This window comes from Halomonas sp. MCCC 1A11062, from assembly GCF_021404355.1.
Lineage (GTDB): Bacteria > Pseudomonadota > Gammaproteobacteria > Pseudomonadales > Halomonadaceae > Halomonas > Halomonas aerodenitrificans.
Map to the genome: position 1 here is coordinate 1 of NZ_JABFTW010000077.1, position 336 is coordinate 336.

Sequence of the window (336 nt, forward strand, 5' to 3'; positions counted from 1 at the left end):
TGCCGCCGCCGCGGGAGAACACCCCGGTGAAGGCGGTGGCGCCGACCAGCACCAGCATCACCATGGTGGTGGTCTTGCTGGCATCGATCAGGGTGTGAAAGCAGGTCTTGAGCTTGCGGTCGCCGAAGATCAGGAACAGCAGGAAGGCGATGGCCACGCCGATGGCCGAGGCCTCGGTGGCGGTGGCCACCCCGGTGAACAGCGCCCCCAGCACCCCCAGGATCAGCGCCATCGGCGGCAGCACGTACTTGGCCAGCATGATCAAAAGCTGCCCGGTCGAGGTCTCGGCGCGCTCCTCGGCGGGCACCGGCGGGCCGTAGGACGGCTTGAGGTAGC

The 336-nt window shown here is 68.5% G+C and carries 1 protein-coding gene; it reads right to left on the reverse strand.

What is annotated here, in order from left to right:
• On the reverse strand, positions 1 to 336 hold a 336-nt coding region (locus tag HOP58_RS23305; RefSeq protein ID WP_234261930.1), incomplete at both ends, for a TRAP transporter large permease subunit.